Below are 25,060 nucleotides of genomic sequence, written 5' to 3' on the forward strand. Positions count from 1 at the left end.
CGCCCTCGTCTGTCTCATCGGCTGAATGCCCGCCCCTGCCCACGGAAAAAATATGGACAGGAGGCGATATGATGGCGGACAAACCGAAAGGCATGCATACCTATCATCTCGATCCGGAATCGCTGGAAACGCTCTACAAGAAGTACGGACGCCCCGGGGAAATCGCCCCTGGCGTGAAAGCCCCCCGCAAACGCTCCATCGCACCAGGCCGGGAACCAGGGGCCGTTCCGCTGTTGGAGACGGAGTGAAAGGATTTTAAAGGAAGGACAAACGATACCCTTTCCCCCTCGGGAAGGGTATCGCTTTTTTTACCCATTCTTTCATTTGTCGAAGAGACCCATCATAAAATCGCTGACTCTAGATCGCTTGCTCAAGCAAAGACCGCTTAGCGCCGGCCCGCTCCCCATCACACCGGCGTCTTTAATTGATAGAATTTTCAAAAAACCAGTTGTCATTTCCTCCCCTGACGATTTAAAATGTTGCTTAAACGATCCAATACAGGGGCCGTACGGGAAGGAGCGTGGACAATGATGGATCCCCTGGCGCAGATCCGCGCCATCGCCCCTTTTGATCGCTTGCCCGAGGAGGCCCTGCGCAGCGTGGCCGAGAAAATGGCTTCCCTTCGCTTTTCCAAAGGGGAGATTATTTTTTCGCAAAAACAGCCTGCCTACCCCCACCTCTTCCTGGCTCTCGACGGTATGGCGGAGATCATCATTCAAAACGACGCCGGCTTGCCGACAGTGATCGGCTTCCGCCAGGGCGGCGAGTTCTTTGGGGAAACCTGCATCGTCGAAAAAAAATATCCGGCCACTGTCAAAGTGATCGATGACATGACCTGTCTGACCATCCCCTTTGACGAACTTCACCGGCTTTGGGAAAAGCACGCCGCCTTCTCGGCCTACTTTTCCCGTCTCTTCGCCTCCCGTTTCCGGGCCATGATCGACGAGATTGTGGCCGAACACTCCGGAGAGGCGCCCGGCATGGACGGGCGGCCTTTTCGCAAACGCGCCGTCGACATGATGTCCTCGCCGGTCCACACCATCGCCGCCAGCGAGCCGGTGACGAAAGCGGCCCGGTTGATGGCCGACAAGCGGGTCGGTTCCCTCGTCGTCACCGAAGGGGAGCACCCTATCGGCATCATCACCGAACGGGATCTGGTCTACAACGTGCTGGCAGCCTCTCCGTCTCTCGATGCCCCGAATGCGCCCCTCGCTTTCCCATCGTTGAAAGCGGCCATGAACAGCCAGTTTATCACCCTGCCGCCCGAATCCTATTATTATCAGGTGTTGCTGACCATGATCCGCGAGGCGGTCCGTTATGTCGGTGTCGTCGACAAGGGCCGTCTGCTTGGCGTCGTCGCCCTGACGGACCTGATTCGCAACCGCGACGCCGGCGCCCTGTCCATCGTCGACGGGATCGAGCACTGTCGCTCTGTCGATGAACTGGCGGCCAGGGCCAAGGTGATCGACCGGCTGCTCACGGCCATGGTGGCTGAACAGGCGCAACCGGCCGAGATCACCGAGGTCATTACTGTTCTCTATGACCGGCTGACGGTGCGCATCATCGAACTGGCCCTCGATGTGCTGGCCAAACGCCGGCTGATGCCGCCGGCGCCTTTCTGCTGGCTGACGATGGGATCGGCAGGGCGGCGCGAACAGACGCTGCGCACCGATCAGGACCATGCCATCATTTTCGCCGACGTGCCGGAGGAACATCTGGAGTCGGCGCGCGCCTTTTTTCTCGACCTGGGCGAACTCGTCACCAAGGGCTTGGAAGCCTGCGGCTTCGCCCGCTGTCCCGGTCAGGTCATGGCCAGCAACCCCCGCTGGTGCCATTCCTTCAGCGAATGGATGCACCGCCTCGGCGCCTGGGTGGAGGAATCGGTGCCCGAGCATGTGCGCCAGTTGACTATCTTCCTCGATTTTCGCGGCCTCTACGGCGACCAGGCGCTGGCCGGCCGTCTGCGAGACGCCGTCCACCAGACCTACCGCCGCCTTCCTGTCGGTCTTCACCACCTAGCCAAGGATGACCTGCGCCACCATGTGAGCCTCGGTTTCTTCAAACCCTTTGTCACGGAAAAAAGCGGCGACCATAAAGATGAAATCGATCTGAAGCGCAGCCTGTTGGTGCATCTGATCGACTGTGTCCGTGTCTTCGCCCTGCGCGAGGGGATTCCGGAGACGAACACGCTCACCCGGATTCGCCGACTGGCGGAAAGAGGCGTCTTCCATGCCAATGACGCCGAGCAGTTTTGTTTCAGCTATAACACCCTGACGGGCATGCGCTTTCGGGAAAATCTACGCAAGCTGCAAGAAGGGCGCTCCCCGGACAACTACATCCAACCCTACCGGTTGACCAAGCGAGAGCAGGCCGCGTTGAAAGAGGCGATTCAGGGCGTCATTCGATTGCAGAGCCTAACCGGCTCAGCTTTTCGCGTCGAAGGCTTCCTGTAACGGATGCATTGGCCTTGCTTGGAAATTTTATACGTAAGCCTCTTTGACGAGGCTTACCATCATTGAGGATTTCGCTTCCGATGGAAGGGCTTCTTTGACGAGCGCATCGAGCGCTTCTTCGATCCGGTGGAGGTGTTATCCTTGATTGAGACCTTTCGCCATCTTTTCGGCCTCGAACGGACCGGATTCCCTGGGCGGATGCCCGAACCGGCCCTGTCCGCCCGCTTAGTGGAAAAGTGCCGTCGCAATCGGGGGCGCCATAGCCCCTTTCGACTGCTCCGGGACATCACTTTCGTTGTCTTTGATACTGAGACGACAGGACTGAGCGTCCCTGATGACGATGTGATCGCCCTCGGGGGCGTAGCCCTGCCGCCTGGTGTCGAAGGAGCTTGCGACGAGGGAGCGGGATACGCGGAGGGAAAAGGGAAGGAGCGAGTCTTTGACCGCCTCGTCAACCCCCATCGCCCCATCCCTGCCCTGGCGCGGGAGATCACCGGCATCAACGATGATATGGTCCTCTCCCAGCCGACCATCTACCCGGTTCTCGACGACTTTCTGGACTTTATCGACGGCGCCGTCCTGGTGGCCCACGGGATCGCCTTCGATGTGGGCTTTCTCGACAAGTACCTGCGCCCGCTCCGAACGAAGCTCTATCACCCTGTTATCGACACAATCACCTTGTCGCGCGTCCTGGAACCTTTTCGCGCCGACCACAGCCTGGACGCCCTAGTCGCCGACTGCCAGATTACGCCCCGCCGCCGTCACACCGCCCTCGGCGACGCGCAGATGACGGCCGATCTGTTTTCCGCCATGCTGGCCCGGCTGCAAAAACTCCGGCCGGTGAACACCCTCGGCGAGTTGCAGCGGATTTTGGCGCAGCAGCACCTCTAGGGGCGCGCCGTCCCCCTCTCTTCCTGTGGAAGCCATTCACAGCCCCGAGGGGGGTTTGTGTTCCAACGGCAGAGGCGCTAATATAATAAAGCGGCAATGCAGCATAATAATAAAATGCTTACTCCGGCGGAAGGAGGATCCCCATTGCACCAATCTCCGCTGTTTTCGATCATGCGCCTCATGCCGATCGCCTTTTTCCTTCTTATCAACTACCTCTCCTACATGGCTCTCGTACGCTGGATGCCCTTTTTCCGGCCGGGACGCTGGCGAGCCGCCTTCGTGATCATCGCCATCCTCTCGGCGTTGCCGCCCCTGTACAGCGTGGCGACAGGCTTCCAGACCCAGGAAGCCTGGTTGCGCATCGCCTATTATCCCGCTTTCGCCTGGAACATCGGCCAGATCATCTTCCTCCTGGCCGTCCCGCTCGTCTTCATCTTCAGCCGTCTCCAGCGCTCTCTGGAGGACGACGAGCAACAGGCGGCAAAGGCGAAGGCGGCGGAAAAAAGCCATACTGCAGAAAAAAAACATGCTGCCGAAGAGCCCCAACCCCATGTCCATCTGCCGGAGAAGGTGTCGCGTCGGCAACTGCTGCAAGGCGCTATCACCGCCGTCCCCTTCTTCGCCCTCACTGTCGCCACTGACGGCGTGCTCATCGGCGACAACCGCGTCATCACCCGCACCTACCCCGTGACCATCCCCGGTCTCTCTAAGCATCTCGACGGGCTCCGCCTCGTCCAGATCTCCGACGTCCATCTGGGCACCTTCTTCCCTCTCGACCGCCTCGATGACGCCCTGGAACTTGTGGATAGGCAAAAGCCGGACATATTGACCATCACCGGCGACTACGTGGACGACGTGACACTCCTAAACGAAGCCATCGGGCGGACGGAACAGGTATCGACGACCCTGGGCAGCTATTACTGCCTCGGCAACCATGAGCACTACCGGGACCTGGACAAAGTGAGAGGCGCCTTCCAGGGCAGTTCGATCCGGCACCTGGACAACGGCTTTCACACGATCGAAAACTCCCTCTGCCTCCTCGGCATCGACTACCCCTTTACGCGCCGCGACGACGACAACCGGGCAGCCGTCACGGAATGGATGCTCGACAAGGCCCTGGCCGGGGCGCCGGCAGACGTGCCGAAAGTCCTGCTCACCCACCACCCCGACGGGTTCAATGCGGCCCGGAAAAGGGGCGTGGCCCTCTCCTTAGCCGGACACACCCATGGCGGACAGGTGGGCATCGGCGACCGCTCCCTCTTCCCCTTCGCCATGGAGTACATGCGCGGCTGGTACGGCGATGACGAGCACAAGCTCTTCGTCCACAGCGGCCTCGGTCACTGGATGCCCTTCCGTTTGGGCTGTCCTTCCGAGATCGTCACCTTCGTGTTGCGGAGCGCCTGAAGGTTTATCATTTCCGTTTATTCCCTCTTGCCTTTAGCGGCGGAATCGCCTATACTAGTCAAGCGTCCTTTGAGAGACGCCACAACAGAAGAGCGAAAAAGAGTATGGTGGATAGTCGCGGTTTCTGCTTTGCAGGGATCGAGGAAATTCGAGACACGCCCACGGCCGCTTCGGCGGTCGCGGAGTATGGTGCCTGGCGCAAGCCAGGGCAGGGCGACCTGACGACGGCAAAAGCGTCTCTTCGGAGAGGCAAGTCGCCATAAAGTGCCACAGAAACGATGTTCCCCGGCGACGGGGAAGTGCAAGGGTAAACTCCACCAGCGTGCAACCCAAATAGGCGGCGTTAGCCGCGGGTAGGGGCACCCGCTGCGGCGGGAAGGAAGCCAGGCCGTCAGGAGCAACTTCCTTAGACAAATGACTATCCAACGGCGCAAGCCGGGGACAGAATCTCGATTACAGCCATACTCTTTTTTCTAAAACGACCAGAGGTCTACACCTCCGGTCGTTTATTTTTTTGCCTTGACAGCGACTTTTCCCGCGACGGGGCGGCAACACTAGCATCGCTTTAGATGGAGGGATCGAGGAGGGAGCCGCCGTGCCGAGAATCGTCTCCGTCGCATCCGCCGTGCCGGACCACGTCTTCTACCAAGAAGATATTCGCCATGCCGTGCAGCAGATGTTCTCCGCCTCCTTCCGCGACCTGGAACGACTGCTGCCGATCTTTCAGAATGCGCAAATCGACAAGCGCCACTTCTGCGTTCCCATGGACTGGTTTCAGCGAAACCACAGCTTCGCCGAGAAAAACCGCCTCTACATCGAAAACGCCGTCGACCTGGGCGCTCGCGCCGTCACGCGATGCCTCGACAAAGCCGGCCTCGCGCCAGAGGATGTGGATTGCTTCCTTTTTGTCTCCTCTACGGGGATCGCCACCCCGGCGATCGATGTGCGCATCGCCAACGGGCTTGCCATGAAACCGTCGCTGCGCCGCCTCCCCTTGTGGGGCTTAGGCTGCGCGGGCGGCTGCGCCGGCGTGGCCCGGGCTGCGGAAATGGCATCCGCCCGTCCGGGGCGGCCCGTGCTGCTCCTCGCCCTGGAGTTGTGCGGCCTCACCTTCCTCTGGGGTGATCGCTCGAAAGGCAACCTGATCGCCACCTCCCTCTTCGGCGACGGGGCCGCTGCGGCGCTGATTGTGGAGGACGGGCCGACCTCCGCGAGCGAAGGCGCTTCCCCAAGTCCTTCCCTCTCCCCCCAGATTATCGCTTCCCGGACAACCCGCTGGCCTGACACCCTCGATATCATGGGCTGGGACGTGCAAGACGAGGGCTTGAAGGTGATCTTCTCGCGGGACATCCCTTCCTTTGTGTTGCGCCATATACCGCCAGCGGTGGACGAGTTTCTCCAGGAACAGAGGCTGGATCGATCCGCCATCGACCGCCTGATCGCCCATCCCGGCGGGGCCAAGGTGATCAGCGCCTATGAGGAATGCCTGGGCCTCTCGCCGGAACAGACGCGACTGAGCCGCCAGGTGTTGCGCGAGTATGGCAACATGTCATCGGCGACGATCCTCTTCGTCCTGGAAAAGGCGATGGAAGAAAAGTCCACCGGAAGTTGCCACGGCGGCAGTTGTGGAAATCGCGGCGGATGCGGTTGTGGAGACAGCGGCGGATCCGGAGGCGAATACGCATTAATGACCGCACTGGGGCCGGGCTTTTGTTCCGAACTGGCGCTACTGCGTTGGTGATTGCTGCTCTCTTGCCGGACCTGCTCTTCTCTGACCAGAGAAGAGCCTGAAGGAGGCATTACGTTGCTCATCTTCTTCGCCTTTTTATCGCTTGTGCTCGCTCAGCGGGTGGCCGAACTGACGATCGCCCGGCGAAACGCCAGATGGATGACGGCTCAGGGCGCCGTTGAAGCGGGGCAGGCGCACTACAAATACCTGGTGGCCTTGCATATCTGTTTCTTTGCCGCCCTCATGACGGAAGTGCTCATGCTGGGTCGAAAGCCGCCCCAGTGGTGGATGGCGCCGGCGGCGGCTTTCGTTGTCGCCCAGTGGCTCCGTTACTGGTGCATGACCAGCCTGGGTCCCTTCTGGAACACGCGCATCTTCGTCCTCCCCGGCGCGAAAGCCGTCAAGCGAGGTCCCTACCGCTTTTTCCGCCACCCCAACTACCTTGCCGTCATCACCGAACTGCTCTGCATCCCACTCCTATTCGGCGCCTGGATGACAGCTGCTATGGTTTCCGTCGTCAATCTCTACCTGCTTTCTGTTCGTATCCACGTCGAAGAGGCGGCGTTGACTGAGGCGACCGATTACGCAGAGGTCTATGGCTCTTCCCGATAAAAGGACTTCTCGCGTCTACCGCTCACCGGAGCGAAAGGGCGTGGGGGAGATATGATGTTTTTGCATCCGGGCAGACAGGGCAGGCCGGTTCAGCCTCAGCATCCGCGCCGTTTCCACCAAGTCGCCGCCCGTCTCCTGAAGGGCAGACTCGATGATTTTTTTTTCCAAGTTATCCAAGGAGAAGGGTCCGGCGATCGTCAGGGTGACACCGTCGTCTTGAACGGAAAGGTTACCCATTCGACGGAGGACCTCCCCTTCCCACTTTGTCGACTGTGCCTGTGCCTGTTGATTTGGTTGCGCCGGTAATATCCGTTCTGCACTCCCTTTCAGTTGTTCATGGGGCGCCCCCCTTCCGGAACCGGCCTGTGTTCCAGCCCCTCCAGGAAAGCCCTCCCGCTCCACGCCGGATGATGGTTGGTCCTTATCCCCCTCTCCCGTTTCGGCGCGCCTGCGGCGGCGGGGGGAGGTGTACAGCAACAGTTCCTTCCCCTGGTTGAGCACCACTGTCTCGCCCGGCTTGTCACGCGCTGGTGAATTGGCGCTATCTGGCCTTCCCTGTGCGTTGTTGCTGTCTCGCTTAGACAGCGGGGCGCTGCCGTCCCGCCTCACTGGTGGGATGGCTATGTCCCCTTTCTCCGGTGGCACGGCGCTGACCTGTTTTGCCCGTTCGCCGGCACGCCGGTTCTGATCGCCCTTCCCTGTGGAGGCAGCCGAGCCGTTTGCCGGAGAAGTGGCCGACGTGGTTCCCTTTTGACCGCTGAGCCTCTCAGAAGCATCCGGTGGATCGACGGCAACCAATTCGGCAGCGGTGATCCACTCCCCACGGGTGACAATGACCGCCCGTTCAATCCGATTGGCCAGTTCCCGCACGTTGCCCGGCCAGGAATGGGAGGTCAGGATATGGACGGCGTCGGCTGTAAATCCCCGGATCCGGCCACGCGGTTCATAACGGCACAAAAAATGCCGGGCCAGGTCGGCAATGTCCTCTTTGCGCACCGACAAGGGCGGCAGATGGATCGGGATCACATTGAGCCGGTAGTAGAGATCCTCCCGCATCCGTCCATCGCGCACGGCGTCGGCCAGATTCCCGCTGGAGGCAACGATCACGCGCACATCGACGGCCAGCGGTTTTGTCCCGCCGGTCCGAGTGAAGGCGCCGTCCTCCAGCACACGGCACAGTCTCGCCTGCAGATCGAGGGGCAACAATTCAATATCCCGGATCAAAAGGGTCCCCCGGTGAGCCATTTCCAACCGTCCCGGCCGGGCCTTCGCTTCATTCCCCGCCTTTGCCGGAGCAGGCGATTCCCAGCCAAAAAGTTCGCTTTCGATCAGGTTGGGCGGGATGGCCGCGCAGGGGAACACGACAAAGGGGTATTCGCGACGACGGCTCTGGTGATGGAGCGCCCGGGCGACGACCTCCTTTCCCGTTCCCGCCTCGCCGGCCACGGTGACAGGCGTCGGGGCGTTGGCCACCTGGGCGATCAGTTCCCGGATGGCGCGCATGGCCGGGCTGACGCCGATCAACTCCACGTTCTCCCGCCGCCCGGCTGCTTCCAGGCGCAGGAAGCGCACCTCCTGTCGCAAGGACTCCATTTCGAGCGCTTTTTCCAGGGCAAGGCGAAGTTCGTCCAAACCGAACGGCTTTTGCAGGTAGTCGCGCGCCCCCAGGCGCTGGGCTTCCAGGGCCGTCTCGGCACAAGCCTGGCCGGTGAGGACGAGGAAGGGCACGTTGGAACGGACACCGAGCAGGCGGTGCAAGACCGGCAGGCCTTCCGACCCCGGTCCGTCCAGGTCGACGATCACCAGGTTCACCGCTTCCCGTTCCAACTGCTGCGCCGCCTCATTCCCGTTCTGCGCCGGAATGACCCTGTAACCGGCCCGGCTCAGCCCCCGCGCCAAGACCCAGCGCAGGTGCTCCTCGGGACTGAGCAACAACAAGACGCCTTGCATCGACACCCTCCCCTCCCGCCGCTTCTTCGGCTGATCCGCTGTCCCTGTCTGTTTAGACCCGCTGGCGCGTGCGTTATCTTGATCAGTCCGTTGCGCCGGCGTACAATCGCCGGGCGCTATCCATCTCATTCTTTTTCGGCTCGATGCCGCTCCCTCGATGAGAATTTTCCTGCTCCTTATCTCCACCGTCGTTTTCGCCAGGAGAAGCAGGACGAAGCAAGAACCCTTTGTCTCGCAAAAAACGTTCCGGCTCCACCGCTGTAAAGACCGGGGGCATCCGCAATATCACCTGGGCCTCTCCAGCCGCGCCGGGGGTGATGACAACCCTGCCACCTTGCGCCTCGATGGCCAGGCGGGCCAGGTGTCCATCAGGAGATGCCGTCACATCCTTCGCTCCTCGCAGGTGACATTCGAGGGTGAGGGCATCCTCTCTTCCCTCTGCGCGCACTGCTCTTTCGGGCGCCAGGCTGACGCGGACATGGATCTGTCCTGTTGCATCGGGACGACAGAGTCCCGCCAAAAGCCGGCATATCGCCTCAGTCAGGCGTTCCCCGTCTGCCCAGACCTTGATCGGCGCCTTCTCTTCGGGGACTTCTTGGATCACTACATAATCGGGAAAAAGATTGCGGAACCGTTCCAGCACCCCATCGACCAGGACGGAAACGTCCAGCCAGTCCGGGGGATTCCCGTCGACCCGCAACAGCCGGGCCGCCTCCCGGAGGTACTGCTGCTGGCGCTGCGCCTCGACGGCGATAATCCGCGTATGGTGAATGAGGTCGGTGCGGTAGCCGAACTCCTCTTCTACCACCTGAACGGCGCAGCGGATGACGCCGAGGGAGTGGTTAAGGGTCGGAACCAGTTCATCGAGCAGCCGGGCCGGTGCGGGGCATTGTCCGTGGCATGGCTTTTCGCCGAACATAAGACCGCACTCGTCACGGCGAGTGACCGAGCGTTTGGGCCTATCTTCTTCGTCGTCTTCCTCGTCATCTCCCTTGCCTTCTCTCTCTCCCCCCTTCTCGTCATCCCCCCGGCGTTCCCCCTCCCGATTGTCCTTCTTATCCCTGATGTCCCAGCCCTGCGCCTCAAGGTCTCCCTCGTCGTGACCATCCTCCTCACCTTCAAAACCCCTCTTTTTTCGCGCCACCCAGAAGCCAATCACCATAAAGACGGCCAGGAGCGCGGCCATCCATTCGCGACCATCCAGCAACCCATTGAGGGAATCCCCAAGAGGAAAAAGAAACACCCCAACCAGGACCGCTGTCACGATGACAGCGGCCGTCAGGGTGATTGCCAGAAGCGATTTGCGCCGAGGGTTCACAGCAACACCTCGCTTTCGCTTATTCGAATCGCAGCGCCTCGATCGGGTCCAGGGCCGAAGCCCGGTTGGCGGGATAGAGGCCGAAGAAGATGCCGATGGCCGCCGAAAAACAGAAGGCCAGCGCCATCGCCTCCCAGGAGATCTGGATCTGCCAGTTTCCCAACGCGCCGAGCAGGCTGGAGAGGCCGACGCCGGTGAGGATGCCGAGCACGCCGCCACAACTGGAGATGACCGTTGACTCGATGAGAAACTGGGTCAGGATGTCGAACCGCTTCGCCCCGAGCGCCTTGCGGATACCGATCTCCCGAGTCCGCTCCGTCACGGAGACGAGCATGATGTTCATGATGCCGATGCCGCCGACGAGCAGGGAGATGCCCGTGATCCCAACTAAAAGCGCCGTGAGCGTGTCCGTCGTTCCCTGCACCGTCGTGAGAACATCCTGCTGGTTGCGCAGGACAAACTTGCTCGCGCTGCCCATCTTGTGGGTGAGGATCCGCTCCACTTGGGTCTGGGCATCGTTGATCACGTCTTCCCCGGCTGCCTGTATGACGATGGTTCGCAGGCTTTTGCCGCCGAAGAGGCGCTTCATCCCCGTCGTCAGGGGGACAAAGACCTGGTCGCCCACATCGCTGGCGCCGGCAATCTTGTTTTCCATGACGCCGATGACGGTAAAGTCGGTCATGTTGATGCGGATCGTCTTGCCCACGGGATTGGCGGCGCCGAAGAGATCGGCGGCGGCCGTGGCGCCGAGGACGGCGACGCGGGACATATTGTCCATGTCATAGTCGCTGATGAAGCGGCCCTGGGCGACAAAAAAGTTCCGCACACTACTGTATTCAGGGGTCGTCCCGGTTATGTTCGTCGTCGTGTTCTCCCGGTCGTTGCGGACGACCATCTGGCGGCCCGCTTCCGGCACCACCTCGGCGATGAGTTCCCCCCGCGCCGATTGCAGCAGTTCATACTCGTCCAGGGTCAAGAGGCTCACGCTCCCGCGGGCCTGCCGGGACACGCCGGGGATCGGCGCCGTGCGCCCCGGGGTCACGTAGAGCAGGTTCGATCCGAGAGCGCCGATCTGGTCGGTGACGCTCTTGTTGGCCCCCTTGCCGATGGACACCATGGCGACGACGGCGGCCACCCCGATGATGATGCCAAGCATCGTCAAGAGGGAACGGAGCTTGTTCTCTAGGAGGCTCGACAGGGCCATGCGGATGGTGTCGCCGATCATGACCTTCCCTCCTCACAATCACTTGCGCCTTTATCTGCTGTGACGGTTCCTTCGCCGCCTTTGACGCTTTCTGCCGGAACAGCTCTTTCGGCCGTCGCGATCCATTTCGCCGGACTGCGCCCGTCGTGAGAAGGATTCCGCCGGTCCTCCACGACCTCGCCGTCGCGAATGACGATGGTCCGCCGGGCATGGGCGGCGATGTCCGCTTCATGGGTGACGAGCAGGATCGTCTTGCCCTCGCGGTGGAGCCGGTCGAAGATCCCCATGATCTCGGCGCCGGAGCGGCTGTCCAGGTTGCCTGTCGGCTCGTCGGCGAGCAGGATCGCCGGTTCGTTAACGAGCGCCCGCGCGATGGCGACACGCTGGCGCTGGCCGCCGGACAGTTCGTTGGGCCGGTGGTGGCCCCGGTCGGCCAGTCCCACCGCCGCCAGGGCTGCCGCCGCCAGTTCGCGTCGCCGCTGCGGCTCCTCCCGCTTATAGACGAGGGGCAGTTCTACGTTCTGCTGCGCTGTCATCCGGGGCAGGAGGTTGAAACTCTGAAAGATGAATCCGATCTGGCGGTTGCGCACCTCGGCCAATTCGTCGCCGCTCAAGTTCGCCACCTCACGTCCGGCCAGCCGATAGGAGCCTGCCGTCGGCGTGTCCAGGCAGCCGAGGATGTTCATCAGGGTAGACTTCCCCGAGCCGGACGGCCCCATGATGGCGACAAACTCATTGGCTTTAATGGACAGGTTGACACCCCGCAGGGCGGGTACCGATAGCTCGCCGAGGCGGTAGATTTTTTCGATGCCGGTCAGTTGAATGATCATGCCCAGCAGCCCCCTTCCCTTAGCGCCGCTGGCCCGAAGATTGCCCGAAACCGCCGCCCGACTGCCCGCCACCGGCGCCTGTGCCCGCACGCGAGCCGCCGCCTGCCCCCCCGATGGACTGGAGGGGATTGCCGCCGGTCGTCGTCGTCCGCCGCGCCGTGCTGACGATGGCGATGCGGTCGCCTTCGGCGAGCCCTTCGACCACCTCCACCATGGTGTCATCGCGTAGCCCCGTCTTGATCCGCTTGAAGGTGGGCCGACCCCCCTCTTCGGCGGCGGGGATCATCACCCCGGCAGTTCCCTCCCGTTCGATCAACGCCTCCAGGGGAATGGCCGCCACGTCCTGCTTCTGGTTGATGACGATTTCGACGGACATGGTCATGCCGGAGCGGAGTTGGCCTTCCAGGTTGTCCACCTCCACCAGCACCTGGTAGTTGACCACGTTGTCGATGGTCTTCGGGTTCTGGCCGATCTGGGTGACCTTCCCCTTAAAGACGCGACCGCCTAGGGCGTCGACCTTGACATTGGCCGCCATGCCCAGTTTCACCTTGGGCACGTCGATTTCATTGACATAAAAATTGCCGCGCATCACCTTCAGGTTGGCCACGGTGGCGACGACGGTGTTGTTGGCGACGCTGTCGTCGTTTTTCATGGTCAAGGACAGGATCGTGCCATCGACGGGGGCGGCGATCCGGGCGTCGTTCTGGTTCTGAAGGGCTTGATCACGGGAGATGCGCGCCTCTTCCACCTTGGCTTCGGCGATGGTCACGTCGGTCGGCTCGGGCTGGCGCTTGAGTTGGGCCAGCTTCAACTGAGCCGACTGGAACGTCTGTTCGTCGAGGGCGGCCTGGTCCTGGGCTTTTTCCAGGTCAGCCAGGGGGATGGCGCCGTTTTCATAGAGGCGCTGGTTCTTCTCCAGATCCGATTGGGACCGGGCCAGGTTGATCTCGGCCTGGCGCAATGCCACCTCCTGCTGGGCGATCTCCTCCGCCGTCGTTCCCTGCCGCGTCTTCTCCAGGCTGGCCTGGGCCGATTTAAGCGTCACCACCGCCCTGGCCGCCTCCGCGTTCAGGCTTTCCGAGGCCAGCACCGCCAGCACCTGTCCGGCCTTGACCTCTTCCGTCTCCTTAACGGCAAGGCCGGTGACGGTTCCCTCAGTCTTCGCTTTGATCTCATATGTAGCCAGCGGTTCCAGCACACCGAGGGCGGTCACCTTTTCGGTGATCGTCGCTTTTTTGACCGTTATTTCCCGGGTGACGCCGCCCTGCAACCGCTGGGCCTCCAGCGCCTGGCCGCTTCGCCAGGCGTAGAGCCCATACCCGCCTCCGCCGGCAAGCGTTAGCGCCACGGCCCAGGCGATCAGCTTTTTGTTTCCTTTCAACCACTGCATCGGCTCTGTCACTTGCTTCAACTCCTTGCCGAAGATCATGAATGATGTTTCTGAAAATCGTCTGAAAATGCTGTTAAACCGAGTGAAAAAAGGTTTTTACGCAAGAAGACATTGAGATTTTACTATATTTGCAAAAAAGACTTAAAACTACATTTACTGGGCCTTAACATAAAACCATTTGACCTTGGTGTATAATCACTCGTGGAAGGGTTGATTACATTTTGAGGAAGTGCATTAAGAATGAACCAAACGGTGCATCATTGGCTTCTGTTGCGCTCCTCGACTGAGCCAGGCATGTACTCGATACTTGATTTCGGACCATCAGAAATTGACATTCGACGGGCGCGCCGGGATTATCTCGAGTTGGACATTTACCCGAAGAGTGCCTTGGTCCTGATCCAGGCAAAAAGTTCGACGGAGGCCTTGAAAAAAGCGCGCGCTGCGGAACGACCGAAGACATGGAGCAGAAGCGAAAAAGCGGCACAGACCCCGAACAGGCCGAGCGCCCCCTACGCCAAAAACGATTCTGCTTAATATGGAAGGCATAAGAAGACCCAGCCGATTCGATCGTTCGGCTGGGTCTTTCTTTTCTATCATTCTATCTTTCTACTCCCATGTGGCCCACGCATCGGGACAATAGCCGACCGTCGCCTGCCGTCCGTTGCGGACGATAGGCGTCTTGAACAGCAGGGGGTTTTCCATCAGCACCTCTTCCACGTCATGGACGAGGTATTTGAGGTTTCGCTTGGCATACTCCTTGCCCGCTTTGTCGATCAGGTTGTCGAGGCCGACGGCGGCCTTGACGCTAGCGAACTCACCTTTGCTAAGCCCTTTGACGGCCAGGTCGATGAACTGGAACTTGATGCGGCGTTCTTTGAAGTAACGCTCGGCTTTGCGGGTGTCTTGGCACTTTTTTGTACCCCAGATCTGGATGTTCATGTGTTGCACCCCAGTCAGATATGTGATCATTACTTGTTAATTTGGTATCTTTATCGCAAGTGAAAGCTGCTAAGACTGATATGCATTATAACTTTTTGTAGCAATTTTTCCAACAGACAACTGTCGAGAGCACCCGAATCGCCTGTATCGGGATACGAATTATTCAAAGACCTGGCGCCCCGGCCCTCGCGGCGAAAGGCCGGTTGGTACAGCCACCCCCCGTTCAGGACTTTCATCTCAGATCATCGCCCATGCCGGACGCGCCGAAAAAAAGCCACAGCGCAACACATCTTCGCGCTGTGGCCTCCGCATATTCCCGGTTATGTATTAAATCATGCTTTATTTTACAGGATGATCGGACAGACAGGGATGTCGACGGCGCAGGGACCGACGTTGACATTGGCCGGGCAAAGGTCGGCGCCGCAGGCATGGCCGACACAACCGTCAGCCGCGCAAGGCACGTTGAGGCCACAGCCGCCATCGGCGGCGCAGCCGCGGGCCGCGCAACCGCCGTCGGCCGCACAGCCACCGTAGCCGCCACAGCCATCAGCCGCACAACCCGATTTGGCCGCACATCCGCCGGCAGCGGCGCATCCATCTGCTGCACAACCGCCGTCAGCGGCACAACCGCCGTAGGCTGCGCAGTCACTGGCAACAGCATCGCTTTCCGGAGCAGGGGCCATCGTAGCAGCCACATACTTCGCGCCGCTCGGGGGCAGCGCCTGCAGTTTCAGTTCACCATTTTCAATGGTCATGGACACGCCTTTCAGGAAATTGATCAACGCCTTCAGATCGTTGAATTTGTTGAGGTCATCAGGGACGGCGAGCGTTTTCCCATCCGATTCGGCCGTCGTTCCGTCCGGTGAAACATGGAATAGGACCAACTGCTTATCGGTCGTGAATCCCCTGACCACCGAATCGACCTTGCTCTCGGGATAACCGTTGAAGGCGATGTTGACGAAGTTCTTCATACCGGGCATTCCTCCTTCTCATCTTTCATTGCATGCCTACGAACCATCCACCCTGTCGCACATGTTTTTCGTTGTGACCTGTGCGACTAACTCGCCTGTTCACCTCCTTTCATTTCGTTCATCAGCAACAACTTAGCAATGGCGGCATCCTTGGATGCGACATAATAGAGGAGCTTGTCTTTGATGTTGTATTTCAAGGCGGGACAGGGTGTACTGAACTCGCCGTGAAACTCTGTATTGTAGATAAAGCGATAGGCGCAGTACCCGGCGCAGTTGGGCAAAATGGCGCAGTTGCGGCATTCCTCCTGCTCAAAGGGGCTCCAACTGGACCACTTCGCCTCCAAGGGATTTTTGGTCAGATCGTCCCCGTTCCCGAGCAGGCCGATCTGCTTTGTCCCGTCTGAAACGGTCTCCCAGCAGCGATGGAGGTCGCCGTTGGGCAGGATGACGAGACCGTTCGGCCGAGTCGCCGTACAGATGCCGACGTTCCGGTAAGGAAGGCCGATGTCGCACAACCCCTTGGCGACGGCGTACTTGTACAGGTCAAATTCATGAGCGGCAAAGACCCTCATCTGAATCACGTCATCGACAATTTTGCCGCAGGCGCGGGTGGACGCTTCGATCGGCGAGAAGTACACCGACAACCGGCCTGTGTGCCCCAGGCCCTGCTCGGCTAGGTCATCGAGCAGCCCATAGATGGAGTCGAGGTTTTTCCTGTCCATGTTGATCCGGATGATGGTTTTCAGCGGATACTTGTGGATGTACCCCTTGATGTTGTCGATGATTTTTCGATAGGTGCCCGTCCCGGTTGTCTTGAGGAATCGTGACCGGTCATGGAGCGGCTCGGCGCCGTCGAGGGTGATCTGGATCGTCCGCACCTTCCGCAGGTACAGTTCGGCCACGACCTCATCGGTCAGCAGGTAGCCGTTGGTGATCATCGAGGCGAAATAGGCGATCCCCCGGGTGTCACAGTAGGGGATGATGCGGTTGGAAAGCTTTTTGATGATGTTGAGCCCGATCAAGGGCTCGCCGCCGAACCAGGTGATGTTCAGGCTCTTGATGGTCTCGGCCTTTTTCTCGAGCAACCGAAAAATGGAGTGTTGAATGTTCTCAGGCATCAAGACGGTCGACTTCTCATCCCCTTCAAAACAATAGGCGCAGCCAAAATTGCAGTTCAATGTCGGCAAGATGGTCAACCCCATGTTGTCGGTCCGCTGTCTCTCCTTCAGGTACTGTTTCTTGAAGACCTCCAGTTCATCGATATCGGACGGCACCAGGAAGTTATTCACCAGCAGGTGGTCAATGGTGTTCCGATCCTCCTTCGGTATGGGCCCTGTTGCGGCGTTGCGCACCCGCTCATAGACGTCCGTCTCGTCGCCGTTGAGCAAGGAAAACCCTTGGGAGAGACTGTTATAGATCAGCCTGTTGTCGTCATCGATGTTTACGACCGTGTTGAATCTGGACGCCTTGTAATGTTCGTACATGTACGATTCCTCCATGTTTTTTGTTTCGCCCGGTTTGCTTGACGAAAGGATGTTTTAAAAACCAACGAAATCATCGTCAACCACGAAAAATGGCTAATGAATCTCCTCAAACAGGTGGTATAGCTTGGCGTGGACGATGTTTTTTAGGGTCTGATGGGGGATACGACTTTGGATATCCTTGAGATTGACGGCAAGGGATAAAAACTTGTCTTCTTCCCGGATCATCAGCTTTTTCAACAGGAGTTCATCGAGGGTCTTGATGATCATGGCGTCGCCCCCATCTCCGCTGTTGCAGTCCGCCCTCACCGCTTCCATAATGCTGCTGAGCGGTTTGATCTGGTCGCAGTGCCGGTAGATGTCGGCCACCATCCCCCGCAGAATGGTGCTTTTGAACTGTCCGAACCTGGAATCGTAAACCTTCACATACCCGGCCCCTGCTTCATAGGCGAGGACAGGCCGGCTGCTCCCTCCGAAGAGAATGTTCCACTCCTTGATCGAGTCCGTGATCCGGTTTAAATAGTCGAAATCGTCCGGCATCTCAGCGCAATCGAAGGCGTAATTTGTGGCGATCTCTTCGATATTCAACTCATCCATGGGATAGATCAACCTGTATTGCTCCATCGGTCGGATGTTGGTGATGTTGCACCGGTCGGCTTCCAGGAAGTATCGGCTGAACCGTTGCAGGATCATCGGTTTCGGCGGGTAGAGCGGCGGCGTCAGGTGATAGATCAGCGGAAATAGGTTGAGCAGGTCATAGTAGGAATCGGGCTTTTCATTGGGAAAACCGAAGAGAAAATTATAGGAGACCTGGATGTCCAAGGCGTAGCAGTTCTTGATAAACTGCACGTTCTTGACTTTGGTCGAGCCTTTGTCGATCAGCTTCAACACGTCGGTGCTGAAACTCTCGATGCCGGCTTGTACCCGTTTGACCCCTGCTTTGGCCAATGATTCGAGCTGCTCCTTGGTCAGGTTGGGTTTTACCTCCCAAAAGAGTTCCAGGTCCAGCTTGTCTTCCGGCAGTGCCTTGAGCAGCGGCGCGAAGGAGGGATAGCGCAGGATGTTGTCGACGCAGATGAGGCTGTTTCTTTCATACCGTTTCGCTAAGGCGCAGAGGTCTTCATAGACTGTCTCCCACTGCTTGCACCGGAAGTGCAGGTGCTCTCCGTTGAGGCTGCAAAACTTGCACTGGACGCGCTCTCCCCACCAACACCCACGGGCTGTTTCGAAGAGGAGCGTGTCCTGTTTCAGTTTTTTGCCAGTGGTCTTTTCGATCGACTGGATCTGTCTGAAGTAATCATCGTAGTCGGGAAGGGGCACCTCGTCCATTGGGATCAGTGGCTGCGGTGGGGTCTTGATGATCGCGAGGCTGCCATCGTCATTACCGGGGCCGCTCCCCTCGCCCCCGCCACAGTTGTCCATGCTGCTGCCGCCTCGATAACCGTAGTGACGGTAAAGGATACCTTTTAGGTCATGCCCGCCGCCGAGCCGGTAGTCGTTGTTCCGAAGATGCTCAACGATTTGAAGTAGCGCTCTTTCCCCTTCGCCATAGACAATGTAGTCGATCCAGGGGAACACACGCAGGTATTCCATCCCCATATCGCCGCTGACGGCATTCCCCCCGAGGATGATGATCTTATCCTTGTATTTCTTTTTGATGATCCGAGCGAGGCTCAGCGCCGGCGCCGTCTGGCTGAAAGAACAGGTGAAACCGATGATGTCGTACTCGACAAAAGGGATGCTGTTCAGTAGTTGATAAAAGAAATCGGGGATGATCTCGTTCTTGATCTGCCGGCAGACCTTGACCAGTTCATCTTCGATGAACTTCTCATTGACCGCCTGCACATTGCCAAGCGGCGTCGGCTGATACTGATCGGTGAGAAAAGGGTTGGCGTTTTTCAGCGTGATCAGTTCTTTGATGTCCCTTTCCTGTGATTGCTGAAGTTCTTTGCCCAGGGACGTATCGGTGATGAGGAATTCGTTAAACAGCCATTCTAAGAGGTAGGCGTAACGCGAGCTGATGGATAGCTTGGCGTACAAATCGATGCCGATCCTGTTTGCGAAAACCAAGTTCTGATAGGACACATCCGTTACAATCCCGTTCCTGGATAGGTAACTTTTTAATATACCTAACTGTATAGAGGGAAAATCGATCTTCCCCCAGGGCATATTGACGAGCAGCAGTTTCATTGCGACACCTCGAAATCTTTATCATTCGATCCGTTTCATTCTTTTTATGTAATGATTCAAACGAATATATGTTTATTTGTTCCTGTGTAATTTATTCTAATGGTACGTCACCCTATGCCCGCTGACAACTTCTATTGGGAGCGGTGCTCGGGGCAATAAGGTTTCGTTTTCAAGCACAATGAAAAGACCCCCTATGATAGCGTTCTGGTTGCTGCCATAGGGGGTCTTAACATGTACTATTTTTTAAAATTTCCATCCGCCCCATTGCCAGGACATCCCTTCCCATGCTAGAATAGCCCCAATCCAACTGAATCAGGTTCGCAACGTAAAAACGATGAAAAGGTAAAGTAACCTTATGGTTTCAGCCCAGAGAGCCGGGGGCAGGTGAAAGCCCGGTCTGCAAGCGATAAGGCGAAGTTCACCTTGGAGTTGCCCGCTGAAGACTCTCCCCAGGCTAAGGGGCGAGGGTTGGTAGGTGAGGCCGGATCTTCCGCCGTTATATGGAAGGGGGTATCGGTGAGGTCTTATGCCTTGGCCCGTACCCTGATGAAGGAGGGCTTTTTTTGGGCACAGTCCCAAAGAGCCAATGAGGGTGGTACCGCGGGTGATAATCCCGTCCCTTGTCGCCAGACAACGGACGGGATTTTTTATTTTTGCCTGTTTCTGTTTCAACCTGTCACTGTGTCAACGAAATCGACCACACGGAGGAGGTGGGAAATTTGCTCGGACTGCACGATCCCTGGATTGCGGGCGCCTATCTGCTCTGCATTGCCTCGACGCTGCTCTGTGTCGGCTACGCCTACTGGGGCCAGCATCAGGAGGAATAAGGAGAATCGCCGCTCCAAACGAGGGCGTTCGTTGAATGCGCCAAAAATGCAACGTTTATTCTCGGAAAATTCCGAAAAAACTTGTTCCCACATAACATTCTGATTTTCACACAAGCACAACCAAGCACAACGCGGGAGGGATGGCAAAGTGAAACACGGTCTCCTTTACATCATGTTGGCCTTTTATCTTGGCGCCACGGTGCTCCTCGGCTATCTGGGATACCGGCACACGCGCTCGTCCAAGGATTACCTCATCGCCGGCGGCAACATCCATCCCTTCCTGATGGCCCTGGCCTACGGCTCCACCTTCATCTCCACCTCGGCCATCGTCGGTTTCGGCGGCGCCGCCGGCGTCTACGGCATGAGCCTGTTATGGCTCACCGTCTTCAACATCTTCGTGGGTATCTTCATCGCCTTCGTCTTCTATGGCGTTAAGACGCGCAAACTGGCCCACCAACTGGGCGTGCATACCTTCCCCGAATTTCTCGGCGCCCGCTTCTCCTCCCCTTTCATCCGCAACTTCTCGGCCAGCGTCATCGCCCTTTCCATGCCCCTCTACGCCGCAGCCGTCATGATCGGCGGCGCCCGCTACATGGAAGAGGCCATGCAGATCAACTACACCACCTCCATGATCATCTTCGCCGTCATCGTCCTGGCCTACGTCTTCTTCGGCGGCCTGCGGGGGGTCATCTACAATGACGCCTTGCAGAGTTCCATCATGTTCGTCGGCATGGGCGTCCTGCTCTACCTCACCTATGATAAGTTGGGCGGCGTCGTGACGGCCCACGAAAAGCTGGGCGCCCTCAAAGACCTGGTGCCCCAGGCGCTGGCAGCCAAAGGCCACCTCGGCTGGACGGCTATGCCCCAGTTCGGGTCCGAGATCTGGTGGTTTGTCGTCTCCACCCTCGTCCTCGGCGTCGGCATCGGCGTCCTCGCCCAGCCGCAACTCGCCGTCCGCTACATGACCGTCTCCGGCAAAAAGGATATCTACCGCGCCCTGAGCGTGGGCGGCGTCTTCATCCTCTTCATGACCGGAACGGCCTTTACCGTCGGCGCTCTCTCCAACGTCTACTTCATGGAGCAGTCAGGCAAACTCGCCCTGGCGGCCACGGCCATTGGCGGCGCCGCGCCGAACGTCGACAAGATCATCCCCCTGTTCATCACCCAGGCCATGCCTGAGTGGATCATGTACCTCTTCCTGCTCTCGCTCCTGGCGGCGGCCATGTCTACCTTGAGCGGCCAGTTCCACCTCATCGCCACGTCGCTCACTTATGACCTGAACCCCAAGGCGAAAAAAGGCGACCAAAAAACGCTCCTCTGGGCGCGCGTCGGCACCGTCATCGGCTTCACCCTCACCCTGCTGCTGGCGCTCCAGCTTCCGCCCAGCATCATCGCCATCGCCACGGCCCTCTTCTTCGGCATGTGCGCCTCCGCCTTCCTGCCCATGTACACGGCCGCCCTCTACTGGCCCAAGGTGACGCCGGCCGGTGCGACCTGGAGCATGATCTCGGCCACCGTCACCTACCTCGTCCTGGTCCTCTTCGTCCATGAGAAAGAAGCGGCCATCTTCGGCGTCTGCCAGCAGTTCTTTGGCGTAAAAACCCTGGCGACAGCCCCCTGGACTTACATCGACCCCATGGTGATCAGCCTGCCTGTCAGCGCCATCGTCCTGGTGGCCGTCAGCCTGATGACGCAAAAATCTGCCCAGGCGGAGATCCCTCCGGCGCCTCTCACGGAGACGGCAGCCAGCACGAAGGAACTGGGGCAATAGGTGTCTGTCGCTTCAAGTTTATCGACAAAAGCTTCAATTAATCTTGCGGAGCGTCGCGTGGATGCTCCGCCTTTTTGTGTCTAAAATTATTTCCTTTCGTTCCATCAAAGCAAGAAGAGCGAGGCAAGGAAACATCCCTATTGATGTTCCGCATTGCTCGCCCTCTCGTCATCCCTATTATCCTTTGTCGACCCCTATTATCCTTTTTAAACTATCTGCCTTCCTCTCAGTACTGCTCCGGAATCCGGGAATACCTTGCAGCCGACGCGGGTTCGCAGGCCAGATTCGCCAGGTGGCGCGCCAGGATCTCCAACTGCTTTTCCAGGCTGACAACGCGGGCTTCCAGCTCGCCCACCCGCCCTTTCAGTCCGGCCATCTCCACGGCCAGGGCGCGGGGATCCAGCGGACCGGTGATCCCCCTGTGTCGTTCTATTTGTGAAAGGCCTGCGCCCATCGCTTGTTCCATCTATCCTTACTCCCCCCGGCGGCGCTGTATATCGGGAAGCCCGCCTACAGGAATATATGCAAGGGCCGGCTCTGTATTCCCAATGTATTCCCAATGTATTCCCAGCGAATTCCCAGTGAATTCCGACGGATCCCCAATGGCTCCCCAACAGATTCCCAAAGAATACCCTCTTGACGGAAAGCGACTTCCCGGTTATACTAACATTTGTCTTCGGGGCGTAGCTCAGTTTGGTAGAGCGCTACCTTGGGGTGGTAGAGGCCGCACGTTCAAATCGTGTCGCTCCGACCATGTGGAGGGGTTCCCGAGTGGCTAAAGGGAGCAGACTGTAAATCTGCCGTCTGACGACTTCGTAGGTTCGAATCCTACCCCCTCCACCACTTATGCGTACAGACCCGTGCCCTATGCGGCGCGGGTTTTTGCATTTTAAAAAGTTTTTGCGTTTCTTCGCTTTTAAGAAGGTTCTATGACTTTAAAAAACGAAGACCGGAGCTGCCTTGCCTCCGGTCCTGACCCTTTCTACCTTATTTCACGCTGGCTACCGACCGCGTGCATTCAGTTGTCTAGGATAGACCGGCCTCCCCCTCCGGGGTGTCGTTCCACCAGGGAACGCGACTGCCGGGGTATCGCTGCTGGGCGGGGCAGAAAGCAGGTCATCCGTCATTCTTCAAATGCGCCACCTCGTTTGGTCCGGTCCGGCTTCCTTGTCCTCGCTCTTGGGCGCTCATTCCTCGGTCCACATTCCATCACCCCGCCGTCCATGGCCTATCGGGGCTACGTTTCCGCCGTCTCCCACTCCCGCCGGCGCGGGGTCCCGCTCTGAAGCGGTCCGGAAACGCCGATGCGACCGCCGGAACGGAGCCGGCCGGTTACTTGGGTTCCACCTCCTCCAGTTTCCCCGGAGGTCCTGGGCGTCTGCACCAGACTTCCCGCCATTCCCGCCATCGAAGCGGCTCACTTGAACGCAATCCCGGGTCATGCGTGCAGCTCTTCATTCGATGGGAGAAGCTCACTCGTTTTCACCGGATCCGCCGTAGCCTTCTGTCATTCCCCTCCGTTGCAGCAGAACCGGTGTCCACCAAGGCGCGGCAAGCGGGCAGACACCAGCGTGCTTAGCCCAATGGAATCTCCTCCTCTCCTTTGAATCTACCAATCTATTCGCCGCATGGTATAATTTTCCTTCTTTTGGCTCAAAATGTTATTTGTTTTTTTCTTACATTACCCATGGCGCCGGCCTCATTTACGCCTGCCTTTTCAACCCTTCCGTGATAAAATAGTAAGATAGATAAAAACCACCATGAACGAGGGAAGACTATGCACGTATATGCCCTGGTGGGTCCCAGCGGCACCGGCAAAAGCCACCGGGCCATCCGGCTCGCCGCCGAACTCCACTGTCAGGTGATCATCGACGACGGCCTGATTATTGAAGAAAACCGCATCCTCGCCGGTACGACGGCCAAGCGGTCGTCCACCCGTATGGGCGCCATTAAAACCGCCCTTTTTCAGGAGCAGGAACACCGGGACGAAGCGGTGCAGGCGCTGTCGCGTTGCGCCCCGAAGGGAATCCTGATCCTGGGCACTTCCGAGGGAATGGTGGAAAAGATCGCCGCCCGCCTGGAACTGCCGGCGATTGAAAAGATCGTCTACATCCACGACATCGCTTCCTCCAATGAGATCCGCAAGGCCCGCTACAACCGAGCTCATCACGGTCGCCACGTCGTTCCTGCCCCCGCCCTGGAAGTGACCCGGAACTGGACCGACGCCCTGATCAACCCGGTGAAGGTCTTCTTCCAGAAGAAAGGCTCCGAGCGCAAGACCTGGGCCGAACAGTCTGTCGTCCGCCCCACCTTCACCTCTCTGGGCAACCTGTCCATCTCCACCCCGGCCATCGTTGCCGGGATCACCCACCAGGTGCAGGAAGTCCCCGGCGTCGGCGATGTGGGCAGCATCAGCATCAGCCACGGCGACGACGGCGTCACCGTCCGCCTCCCCATCACCGCCGTCTACGGGCAGCCCCTCCATGTGCTGGGCCGCAAGGTGCAGCGCCTCGCTTTCGACATACTGGAGAATATGGGTATCTCCGTGTTAGCTGTCGATGTGACGATTGAGAAGTTGTTGGTCAAATAAGGTTAATCAAGCGAGCCGCAAGCAATGCTGCAACCCCCTTCGTGAAGGCAAAGCGGAAAACCCCTTCCGGTATGTCCCGGAAGGGGTTTGTTTGTTTTCGGGGCAGAATAAAGCGTGTGAAAAACAGATCGTCGAAGACGAAGGGGGACAGCCCAGTGGTCGATATGTTCCGCATCCTGGCTGAACAACGGATCCGCGAGGCCATCGACAAAGGAGAACTGGATGATCTGCCCGGCAAAGGAAAACCGGTCGATCTCGATGAAATGGCCATGGTTCCCCCGGAAATGCGGGCCATGATCCGCTATATGAAAAATGCCGGCATCGTCCCGGAGGAGGTGCAACTCCTCAAGGAAATTGAAGCGCTATACGCCCGGCTGGACGGCGCAAAGGATGACGCTGAAAAGGAAAAACTAAAAAAGAAGATGAACGACCTGAAGTTGCAACTCCATGTCCTGCTGGAGCGAAAAAAAGGGCAACGCGCATGAGACGCAAAAATGCCTGCACGGCGCC

The 25,060-nt window shown here is 58.7% G+C and carries 22 protein-coding genes, 2 tRNA genes, 1 other RNA gene and 1 other annotated feature; of the genes, 14 read left to right on the forward strand and 11 right to left on the reverse strand.

All coding sequences use genetic code 11. From position 1 onward, the window contains the following. Positions 1-71: 71 nt before the first annotated feature. The 7 genes from GTO91_RS17715 (at position 72) to GTO91_RS01065 (ending at position 7,089) form a co-directional block, all read left to right on the forward strand. Positions 72-248: a hypothetical protein gene (locus GTO91_RS17715; RefSeq protein ID WP_170294034.1), complete on the forward strand. Its 177-nt coding sequence runs from the start codon at positions 72-74 to the stop codon at positions 246-248. A 279-nt stretch (positions 249-527) separates the two neighbouring features. Further along, positions 528-2,453 (forward strand): DUF294 nucleotidyltransferase-like domain-containing protein, encoded by a 1,926-nt coding sequence (locus GTO91_RS01040; RefSeq protein WP_161253484.1) that lies wholly within the window; start codon positions 528-530, stop codon positions 2,451-2,453. 141 nt (positions 2,454-2,594) lie between these two features. Beyond that, the gene (locus GTO91_RS01045) at positions 2,595-3,344 is read left to right on the forward strand and encodes a 3'-5' exonuclease (RefSeq protein ID WP_161253488.1); all 750 of its coding nucleotides are present in this window, start codon (positions 2,595-2,597) and stop codon (positions 3,342-3,344) included. A 144-nt stretch (positions 3,345-3,488) separates the two neighbouring features. Further along, positions 3,489-4,748, forward strand: a complete 1,260-nt coding sequence (locus tag GTO91_RS01050) for a metallophosphoesterase (RefSeq protein ID WP_161253491.1) — start codon at positions 3,489-3,491, stop codon at positions 4,746-4,748. A 103-nt stretch (positions 4,749-4,851) separates the two neighbouring features. After that, positions 4,852-5,209, forward strand: an RNA gene (rnpB, locus tag GTO91_RS01055) — RNase P RNA component class B. A 134-nt stretch (positions 5,210-5,343) separates the two neighbouring features. Continuing rightward, complete coding sequence (locus GTO91_RS18550) at positions 5,344-6,489, forward strand: type III polyketide synthase (protein ID WP_161253493.1); 1,146 nt, start codon at positions 5,344-5,346, stop codon at positions 6,487-6,489. 63 nt (positions 6,490-6,552) lie between these two features. After that, positions 6,553-7,089 carry an isoprenylcysteine carboxyl methyltransferase family protein gene (locus GTO91_RS01065; RefSeq protein ID WP_161253496.1) on the forward strand — a complete coding sequence of 179 codons (537 nt, stop codon included), beginning with the start codon at positions 6,553-6,555 and terminating at the stop codon, positions 7,087-7,089. A 15-nt stretch (positions 7,090-7,104) separates the two neighbouring features. Here the strand turns inward: GTO91_RS01065 and GTO91_RS01070 are convergent, their stop codons facing one another. The 5 genes from GTO91_RS01070 to GTO91_RS01090 all read right to left on the reverse strand — a co-directional run bounded on the left by GTO91_RS01070 (position 7,105) and on the right by GTO91_RS01090 (position 13,793). Next, on the reverse strand, positions 7,105-9,039 hold the full coding sequence (locus GTO91_RS01070) for a sigma 54-interacting transcriptional regulator (protein WP_161253499.1): 1,935 nt from the start codon (positions 9,037-9,039) through the stop codon (positions 7,105-7,107). A gap of 82 nt (positions 9,040-9,121) precedes the next feature. Continuing rightward, complete coding sequence (locus GTO91_RS01075) at positions 9,122-10,357, reverse strand: histidine kinase (RefSeq protein WP_161253502.1); 1,236 nt, start codon at positions 10,355-10,357, stop codon at positions 9,122-9,124. 19 nt (positions 10,358-10,376) lie between these two features. Continuing rightward, on the reverse strand, positions 10,377-11,582 hold the full coding sequence (locus GTO91_RS01080; protein WP_161253505.1) for an ABC transporter permease: 1,206 nt from the start codon (positions 11,580-11,582) through the stop codon (positions 10,377-10,379). Continuing rightward, a complete protein-coding gene (locus tag GTO91_RS01085; RefSeq protein ID WP_456318570.1) occupies positions 11,579-12,388 on the reverse strand; it encodes an ABC transporter ATP-binding protein in 810 nt (269 codons plus the stop codon). Before GTO91_RS01085 ends, GTO91_RS01080 begins: the two co-directional genes overlap by 4 nt. Before the next feature lie 22 nt (positions 12,389-12,410). Beyond that, positions 12,411-13,793, reverse strand: coding sequence for an efflux RND transporter periplasmic adaptor subunit (locus GTO91_RS01090; RefSeq protein ID WP_161253511.1), 1,383 nt, complete (start codon positions 13,791-13,793; stop codon positions 12,411-12,413). Positions 13,794-14,021: 228 nt separating this feature from the next. Between GTO91_RS01090 and GTO91_RS01095 the strand changes: the two genes are divergently transcribed. After that, positions 14,022-14,315: a hypothetical protein gene (locus GTO91_RS01095; RefSeq protein ID WP_161253515.1), complete on the forward strand. Its 294-nt coding sequence runs from the start codon at positions 14,022-14,024 to the stop codon at positions 14,313-14,315. 72 nt (positions 14,316-14,387) lie between these two features. Here the strand turns inward: GTO91_RS01095 and GTO91_RS01100 are convergent, their stop codons facing one another. The 4 genes from GTO91_RS01100 to GTO91_RS01115 all read right to left on the reverse strand — a co-directional run bounded on the left by GTO91_RS01100 (position 14,388) and on the right by GTO91_RS01115 (position 19,362). Beyond that, the gene (locus GTO91_RS01100) at positions 14,388-14,720 is read right to left on the reverse strand and encodes an arsenate reductase family protein (protein ID WP_161253518.1); all 333 of its coding nucleotides are present in this window, start codon (positions 14,718-14,720) and stop codon (positions 14,388-14,390) included. A gap of 344 nt (positions 14,721-15,064) precedes the next feature. Beyond that, on the reverse strand, positions 15,065-15,691 hold the full coding sequence (locus GTO91_RS01105) for a hypothetical protein (protein WP_161253521.1): 627 nt from the start codon (positions 15,689-15,691) through the stop codon (positions 15,065-15,067). 86 nt (positions 15,692-15,777) lie between these two features. Further along, positions 15,778-17,175 carry a radical SAM/SPASM domain-containing protein gene (locus tag GTO91_RS01110; protein ID WP_161253540.1) on the reverse strand — a complete coding sequence of 466 codons (1,398 nt, stop codon included), beginning with the start codon at positions 17,173-17,175 and terminating at the stop codon, positions 15,778-15,780. Between the two features lie 93 nt (positions 17,176-17,268). Next, positions 17,269-19,362: a RiPP maturation radical SAM C-methyltransferase gene (locus GTO91_RS01115; protein ID WP_161253554.1), complete on the reverse strand. Its 2,094-nt coding sequence runs from the start codon at positions 19,360-19,362 to the stop codon at positions 17,269-17,271. Between the two features lie 325 nt (positions 19,363-19,687). After that, positions 19,688-19,986: a binding site (T-box leader), on the forward strand. A gap of 95 nt (positions 19,987-20,081) precedes the next feature. On the opposite strand from GTO91_RS01115, the gene GTO91_RS18555 reads away from it, so the two are divergent. Together GTO91_RS18555 and GTO91_RS01120 are read left to right on the forward strand one after the other, a co-directional pair. Then, positions 20,082-20,189: a symporter small accessory protein gene (locus GTO91_RS18555; RefSeq protein ID WP_328793701.1), complete on the forward strand. Its 108-nt coding sequence runs from the start codon at positions 20,082-20,084 to the stop codon at positions 20,187-20,189. A gap of 148 nt (positions 20,190-20,337) precedes the next feature. Beyond that, positions 20,338-21,960 carry a sodium:solute symporter family protein gene (locus tag GTO91_RS01120; RefSeq protein ID WP_161253557.1) on the forward strand — a complete coding sequence of 541 codons (1,623 nt, stop codon included), beginning with the start codon at positions 20,338-20,340 and terminating at the stop codon, positions 21,958-21,960. Positions 21,961-22,186: 226 nt separating this feature from the next. Here GTO91_RS01120 and GTO91_RS01125 read toward each other — a convergent pair whose 3' ends face one another. Next, positions 22,187-22,426, reverse strand: coding sequence for a hypothetical protein (locus GTO91_RS01125; RefSeq protein WP_161253560.1), 240 nt, complete (start codon positions 22,424-22,426; stop codon positions 22,187-22,189). A 211-nt stretch (positions 22,427-22,637) separates the two neighbouring features. Here GTO91_RS01125 and GTO91_RS01130 point away from each other — a divergent pair. Both GTO91_RS01130 and GTO91_RS01135 read left to right on the forward strand, forming a co-directional pair. After that, positions 22,638-22,714 (forward strand) — tRNA-Pro (locus GTO91_RS01130). A gap of 3 nt (positions 22,715-22,717) precedes the next feature. Further along, positions 22,718-22,803: transfer RNA gene (locus tag GTO91_RS01135), tRNA-Tyr, on the forward strand. Between the two features lie 394 nt (positions 22,804-23,197). Here the strand turns inward: GTO91_RS01135 and GTO91_RS01140 are convergent. After that, the gene (locus tag GTO91_RS01140; RefSeq protein ID WP_161253563.1) at positions 23,198-23,344 is read right to left on the reverse strand and encodes a hypothetical protein; all 147 of its coding nucleotides are present in this window, start codon (positions 23,342-23,344) and stop codon (positions 23,198-23,200) included. 393 nt (positions 23,345-23,737) lie between these two features. Here GTO91_RS01140 and GTO91_RS01145 point away from each other — a divergent pair, with 393 nt between their 5' ends. Next, positions 23,738-24,550, forward strand: coding sequence for an Asp23/Gls24 family envelope stress response protein (locus GTO91_RS01145; protein WP_161253566.1), 813 nt, complete (start codon positions 23,738-23,740; stop codon positions 24,548-24,550). Positions 24,551-24,714: 164 nt separating this feature from the next. Continuing rightward, entirely contained in the window at positions 24,715-25,035 is a 321-nt protein-coding gene (locus GTO91_RS01150) for a DnaJ family domain-containing protein (protein ID WP_235918894.1), read from the forward strand. Positions 25,036-25,060: the final 25 nt, after the last annotated feature.

It is taken from the genome of Heliomicrobium undosum (assembly GCF_009877425.1).
GTDB classification, from domain to species: Bacteria; Bacillota; Desulfitobacteriia; order Heliobacteriales; family Heliobacteriaceae; genus Heliomicrobium; species Heliomicrobium undosum.